Genomic DNA, 6,502 nt, shown 5'->3' with positions numbered 1-6,502 from the left:
ACCCCCCCCCGCCGGTCAAGCGGCTTCTGGAAATGTCGGGTCTGCTGAAAATCATGCCGCTGTATGAGAATGAGAGCGCAGCGCTTTCGAATTTGGAGGTCGCGTTATGACACAGGAACAAGCGAGAAATTACATGAATGTCCAGTTTGCCGCGCTGTCGGAAAATGAGTCATTCGCGCGCGTTGTCGTCGGCGCGTTCGTCTCCAGGCTCGACCCGACCCTCGATGAGCTGAACGATCTGAAGACGGTGGTGTCGGAGGCGGTCACCAACTGCATTATTCACGGCTATGACAGCGATCCGTCTGGCATTGTATACATCTCTGCGGTGATCGAAGGCGAGACGGTGCATCTTGTGATTGAGGACAAGGGTAAAGGCATCGACGACCTGGAGCTGGCGCAGCAGCCGCTGTACACCTCCAAGCCGGAGCTTGAGCGTTCGGGCATGGGCTTTACCATCATGGAGAATTTCATGGATGAATTTGAAGTTGTCAGCGAGCCAGGTCAAGGGACCTCAATCCGGATGAAGAAGACAATCGTCTCAAAAAAAGCTTTATATAATTAGGGGATGGAGCCATGGATGCAGAATCAAAAAAAGCTCCGCAGACCTATTTGGACGATGCGGAGGTCAAACGGCTGATCGCGCTCAGCCAGGCCGGGGACACAACCGCCCGCGACACGCTGGTCGGCTGCAATATCCGGCTTGTCTGGTCGGTGGTTCAGCGGTTTATGAACCGGGGGTACGAGCCTGACGACCTGTTCCAGATCGGCTGTATCGGTCTGCTGAAGTCCGTGGACAAGTTCGATCTCAGCTACGATGTCAAGTTCTCAACCTACGCCGTGCCGATGATTATCGGCGAAATCCAGCGTTTCCTGCGCGATGACGGCACCCTGAAGGTCAGCCGGTCGCTTAAGGAAATGGCTAACAAGGTGCGCAAAATCAAGGATGAGATGTCCAAAACGCAGGGCCGTCTGCCGACCATCGGCGAGGTGGCGGAGGCGCTGGGCGTCACGCCTGAAGAAGTCGTCTTCGCCCAGGAGGCCAACAAGCCGCCGACCTCGATCCACGAGACCGTGTTCGAGAATGACGGCGACCCGATTACCCTGATCGACCAGATTGCCGACGAATCCCAGGAGAAATGGTTCGACAAGCTGGCGCTGAACGAAGCCATCGGCTCCCTGACCGAGCGCGAACGGCTGATCGTCTACCTGCGCTACTACCGCGACCAGACCCAATCCGAGGTGGCCAGCCGCCTGGGCATTTCCCAGGTCCAGGTGTCCCGGCTGGAGAAGAAGATTTTGCAGAGCATCAAGGAGCAGATTGCGCAGTGAAAGGACGAAGCATGGACAACCCGCAAGAAGAAGCCTTGCCGAAGGCTGTTCTTGCGGGTTTGTTGTTTATTTTTTTATTGTAAGATTTTGCCGTAAGGCTGCTTTGTTACTATGCTCTTGCTTCATTTTGAGATAATTTTTTTTGGCACGGCTTTCAACTTCGGCGGTATAGTTTTTTTGCAGAAACAGAGGACCGGTATGATTCGGTGTGATTCCGACGAAAGATAAATGTGTATTCCGGGCCATTAGCTTGGCATGTGATATAAGTAGATCGAATGCCGCAAAATAACTGGCCGCTTTAACTTGCCCGATCGAATGATAGGATAGACTGTTGTTAAGCCGCGCGGTTTGTATTAACGGACCCGTATCTATGTTGTGGTCGATGTAATGAATAGATGCACCCGCTGCTTCCTGGAATTTATAAGAATCACCTAAATAAGCCATATTCTCAATCGCATTCATTCCTCTGGCGAATGGAAGAACGGCAGAATGCGCATTGATCACAGACACTTTATCGTTGCTTAGCCACCAGGGAGCCATGATGACATCCAAAAAAATAAAGAAGGTTATCTCATCATAGTATCCGGTTTGCTGTTCAACCCATGATTGTATAGATAAGGCGTTTATATCATATCCTATATATTTTATTGAAGAATTGAAGGAATCAAAAGGTTTGGGGAAGCCCTTCAAATCAATCATTTCCTGTTCCGCATCACTGATCCGTCCGTATACGCCTCGAAGTAATTGAATCTTGTCTTCATTTGACAGGGTTTTGGAGGCGAGGCTTCGATGAACCCTATCTTTTTCTTCAGAATGCTGCCCTCGGATCAGAATACCTCGAAATTCCGGAGAGCCGGATGAGGCCAGCAGCCAATCCACGATTAAGTAGGTCGGATGAAAGCTCTCTTCCGTAATAAGAAAAAGTGCCCGTTTCGTATTATTCAAGCAGACCGACTCCTTCTCTCAGCGCTTTTTCATAATATAGCGAAGCAATAGCAACATCAAAAACGGCCATGCCCATCGGGTTGAACATCATAGGACGCGCTTTGGCTTTTTGAGTTAATTTCTCGTCAATCCGTGAATCGGAGATCGCAATGGTGTCTGATTTTTTCAGACCCTTTTGCTGATGGAAGAGTTCAATATCCGTATTTTCCCTGCATACTTCGTCCCAGTCATCAACAATAATTAAAGGATCGAAGCTTAAGATATCCTGGGTAAAGTCTCTTAAAGACACGTTGAGCAGCAAGGCGCCTTCTTTTGGCTTTTGGTCAATGTATCTTTCTTTGGATACGGTACAGGTAATAAAAATATCAGCCTCGAGGTAGGCATCGGACCAATGAGAAACAACCCTTACTTTGTCTTTTAAGCCAGCCGGAACATAATGGAGTTCCACTGCGGCAATATCATATAAGCAGACTTGATTGATCCGTTCTCCGAGTAATGCATAGAGCATTTGCAGGTGAAGACGACCAATAGGCCCAAAGCCTGTAATTCCGATATTGAAACCGTTCAAATCGGATAAGCTGATGTATTTCTGAATCATTACACCGCTAACGGATGCGGTACGGATTCCGCTAATCAGAGCTGAATTAATAATGCATACCGGAATGCCGTTGTCAGGATGATTTAAGACCGTTACGGAATGGGCTCTTTTTACTCCATGTTTAATATTCCCGGGAAAGCTGGCAATCCACTTGATTCCCGCCATGTTAATATCTCCGCCCACATAGGCCGGCATCGCTATAATTCTATTGACCGGATCATTGAAACGCAAATAAGGCTTAATGGGCTGCGAATAATTTCCTTTTTCCAACGCGCTGACTGTATAATTAATGACCTGAGTAGTTTGGTTCCAATCGATTCCCATTTCATTCAAGCTGTTTGTATTAAGATATATCATTTCTATTTCTCCTTTTATTTTGCTGATCTGCTCTCAGGATTTTACGGCCGTCCGCAGATTGTCCTGCCATTCTGTGTTATATACGGTTTGGAGATAGGGCATGCCAGAGTCTGCGCAAATAAATACAACATTAGGATCGTTTTTCGGAACGTTGCGGGTAAAATACCCGGTAATCGCAGAGTATACGCTTCCTGTCGAACCTCCCGCGAAAATGGAATGCTTGTTCAGAAGCTCCTCGCAGCCTCGGACTGCATCCCGTTCAGAGATCATCAATATTTCGTCGATCAGAGCCTCGCTCAAGTTGGCAGGGACTATGCTGGAACCAATTCCTGGAATGTACCTTTTTTGAGGACATCCGCCGAAAATAACTGACCCTTCAGTGTCAATAGCGATAATTTTAATGTTCTTGAATTTTTCTTTTAATTTTTTGGATGTGCCGGCTATGGTGCCGCCTGAACCTACACCAATAAATGCATAGTCTAATTGAGTAAAGGCATTGGCAATTTCTTCGCCCAATCCGTAGTAATGGCTAGCCACACAATCGGGATTCGCGTACTGATTTGTCCAGAAGCAATGCTTCAGCGTGTTTCTTAAATGAGATACCCGGTCCAGCCTGGATAACAGATAACCTTGTGTGACGTCCCGTTCTGTCACTTTTTCTACACAGGAAGTCAAGAGTCTGAGATTGGCTTCATAAATCGGATTGATATTTGGGTCAATGACAGGGATAAAACGAAGTCCAAGATAATTGCAAAAAGTTGCCAACGCCAGTGCGAAATTACCGGAAGAGGATTCAATGACTGTTGTGTGGCTGTGGATATCCCCTCTTTCAATTGCTTTTTTTAGAACATAGTAAGCAGGTCTTGCTTTGACGCTGCCTGTTAGATTTTGATATTCCAGTTTGGTGAACAAATTCATTGATTCGCTGTTCAGATGGATGAGCGGTGTATTGCCAATCAGAGGTTCTAAACTTTGCAAACGGATCAATAAATTTTGGTCCCCGGATTCCGTCACCTTATACACCCTTTCAAAGTATGAATTTTTTTTAATAAAAGTAAAAAATATCCTTTTATGAAATCAAAAGTTATTATCAGCAAATATTAAGCAAATGACTATGACATTTGTATCAGACCCAAATAAGGAATATTATTATAATTTAATCCAAATTCTGAGCTTGATTATTGGGTTGAATGCTGTCTGATTCGATAGAGCCAGAGGGGAGATATAAGAATTGGGACGCGCAAAAGGTTTGATTATGGCTTCGGGCGGAGCTTTGTTATGGGGAGTTTCCGGCACAGTGGCTCAGCATCTGTTTCAACAGGTACATATACCTGCCGCTTGGCTGGTAACATTAAGACTAATCATTTCAGGGGCCGTATTTTTGCTGCTTTGTCTAAGGCGAGAAGGCTCAAAGGTCTGGAGGATCTGGCAGGATGGAAGGTTCTTAGGTAAGATGCTGATCTTCGGACTGCTCGGCATGCTTGGCGTCCAGTTTACCTATTTTGCGTCCATTGAGGCCGGCAATGCGGCGATTGCCACTTTGCTTCAGTACCTGGCTCCGCTCTTCATACTCCTTTATACGGTTATTTGGAAAAAAACGCGGTTGTTTGCTATGGATTTCATCGGCGCCTTCCTGGCGCTGGCCGGAACCTATTTATTGCTGACCGGCGGGGATCCATCACAATTGACGGTTTCTCTGAGGGGATTCATTTGGGGAATCATGTCGGGAATTTCATTAGCTTTCTATACGCTGTATTCCGGCCCGCTGCTTAAAAATTACAGTATTCAGGTCATTATGGGATGGGGGATGCTCATTGGCGGGGCGGGGATGAATTTGATTCATCCGGTTTGGTCTGTTCCTGCAATCAACTGGTCTCCCTCTATTATCGGTTCTATTCTATTCGTGGTACTGCTGGGGACACTTGCCGCGTTCTACCTGTACATCGGCAGTCTCCGCTACATTGAGCCCCATGAAGCCAGCCTTCTCTCCTGCACCGAGCCAATTTCGGCCATCATCTCCTCTGTACTCTGGTTGTCCGTACCCTTTAATTATTTCCAGATTTTGGGGTCCGGACTGATTGTTCTCATGACGGTGATGGTCTCCATTAAATCGGCCAAGCGCTCCGAGCCTTCGGCACAGGAGACAAGCTTTCTCTAGGTTGTCCAGCCGGCAGCGCCAAAGTTGATTTACGTGGTGGACAGCCCGAAATACATAATTTATAATGGGGGCAGATTTGAAAAAACAGGAAAAATTATAATAATTTTTTTCTGTATTTTTAAGGAGATGAGGGTACTGGTCCGTATTTATGGCGTGAAAATCCCCAAGTCACCAGGAGTCAATTATCACGAGGCACTGAACCGTCTGTCGGAAGAGCGGAGAAACCGTACACTGCGCTTTGTAAGAAAGGATGACCGAATTAGAAGCGTCATAGCGGAAGCCTTGGTTCGAACATTGTTTCTTCGGGATCATCAAGTCGACAACGAATCTCTCCGGTTCACGGTGAATTCATACGGCAAGCCCTCGCTTGCCGCCTATCCGGACTATCATTATAATCTGTCGCATTCGGGAGACTATGTGCTTTGCGCGGTTGACTCGCGTCCATCAGGAATCGATGTCGAGGAGATCAAGCCTATAGACCTGACTATCGCCGACCGCTTCTTTTCCGGCGCGGAGAACCGGCAAATTCGGGAGATACCCAAAGACAGGCGTATCGGTTATTTCTATCAATTGTGGACCGCCAAGGAGAGCTATATCAAGTTCAGAGGGAACGGCTTGTCAATGCCGCTCAATTCGTTCTCGATCCGGATTGACGACGACCATATAGAGCTGTCGGAACAAGACGGCTGCCTCGTACAAGAACCGGATTGCTATTTCAAAGCGTTCGAAATCTCCCCGCAATATAAGGCCACATTATGCTCTGAAAGCCCTAATCATCCAGGTACGATAGAATGGATGGATTGCCTGGATTTGTTCAAGAAATTTGTTGAGGTGTCGGGAGGGAATTATGCGACGCGTTAACCGGCAAATCAAGGGATACATAGAGGATGGCGGCTATGCATTATTCGGACATAGTATGGGCAGTTGGCTGGCATATGAAGTTTATTATGCGATTCGGCGCGCAGGAGGAAGACTTCCGCTGAATCTTTTTGTGTCGGGAAGGCACGCGCCTCAATTGGAGACGGAAACGAAATTCAGGTATGGCTGACAGCGACTTTATAGTTTGCGACGTAAAACCTCTCGCTTTAGCTATGGGGATGTAAGTCGCCATCTGC

8 protein-coding genes and 1 pseudogene are annotated in these 6,502 nt (G+C 47.1%); 6 read left to right on the top strand and 3 right to left on the bottom strand.

Going from position 1 to position 6,502, the window contains the following annotated elements; translation table 11 throughout:
- The 3 genes and pseudogenes from L692_RS33450 to sigF all read left to right on the top strand — a co-directional run.
- Positions 1-110, top strand: a pseudogene (locus L692_RS33450) (anti-sigma F factor antagonist); the annotation flags it as partial.
- On the top strand, positions 107-562 hold the full coding sequence (gene spoIIAB, locus L692_RS0108535; protein WP_025698973.1) for an anti-sigma F factor: 456 nt from the start codon (positions 107-109) through the stop codon (positions 560-562). The pseudogene L692_RS33450 and the gene spoIIAB, both read left to right, overlap by 4 nt.
- Positions 563-573: 11 nt before the next feature.
- A complete protein-coding gene (gene sigF / locus L692_RS0108530) occupies positions 574-1,329 on the top strand; it encodes an RNA polymerase sporulation sigma factor SigF (protein ID WP_025698972.1) in 756 nt (251 codons plus the stop codon).
- Between the two features lie 66 nt (positions 1,330-1,395).
- On the opposite strand, the gene L692_RS0108525 is transcribed toward sigF, so the two are convergent.
- The 3 genes from L692_RS0108525 to sbnA are packed head-to-tail and all read right to left on the bottom strand — an operon-like array spanning position 1,396 to position 4,216.
- Complete coding sequence (locus L692_RS0108525; RefSeq protein ID WP_025698970.1) at positions 1,396-2,274, bottom strand: formyltransferase family protein; 879 nt, start codon at positions 2,272-2,274, stop codon at positions 1,396-1,398.
- Positions 2,267-3,229: an ornithine cyclodeaminase gene (locus L692_RS0108520; RefSeq protein ID WP_025698968.1), complete on the bottom strand. Its 963-nt coding sequence runs from the start codon at positions 3,227-3,229 to the stop codon at positions 2,267-2,269. Before L692_RS0108520 ends, L692_RS0108525 begins: the two co-directional genes overlap by 8 nt.
- Before the next feature lie 33 nt (positions 3,230-3,262).
- Positions 3,263-4,216 carry a 2,3-diaminopropionate biosynthesis protein SbnA gene (sbnA, locus tag L692_RS0108515; protein ID WP_232238751.1) on the bottom strand — a complete coding sequence of 318 codons (954 nt, stop codon included), beginning with the start codon at positions 4,214-4,216 and terminating at the stop codon, positions 3,263-3,265.
- 268 nt (positions 4,217-4,484) lie between these two features.
- Between sbnA and L692_RS28135 the strand changes: the two genes are divergently transcribed.
- From L692_RS28135 to L692_RS0108500, 3 genes are all read left to right on the top strand, one after another.
- Positions 4,485-5,387, top strand: a complete 903-nt coding sequence (locus tag L692_RS28135) for a DMT family transporter (protein ID WP_036722799.1) — start codon at positions 4,485-4,487, stop codon at positions 5,385-5,387.
- Positions 5,388-5,513: 126 nt separating this feature from the next.
- On the top strand, positions 5,514-6,248 hold the full coding sequence (locus L692_RS0108505; protein ID WP_036722796.1) for a 4'-phosphopantetheinyl transferase family protein: 735 nt from the start codon (positions 5,514-5,516) through the stop codon (positions 6,246-6,248).
- Positions 6,235-6,435: a thioesterase II family protein gene (locus L692_RS0108500; protein WP_025698961.1), complete on the top strand. Its 201-nt coding sequence runs from the start codon at positions 6,235-6,237 to the stop codon at positions 6,433-6,435. Before L692_RS0108505 ends, L692_RS0108500 begins: the two co-directional genes overlap by 14 nt.
- The last annotated feature ends 67 nt before the right edge of the window (positions 6,436-6,502 follow it).

Origin of the sequence: Paenibacillus forsythiae T98 (assembly GCF_000520735.1) — a bacterium.
GTDB classification, from domain to species: Bacteria; Bacillota; Bacilli; order Paenibacillales; family Paenibacillaceae; genus Paenibacillus_AQ; species Paenibacillus_AQ forsythiae.
Note: the sequence above shows the minus strand (reverse complement) of the source record. Positions and strands in the feature narration are given on the sequence as shown.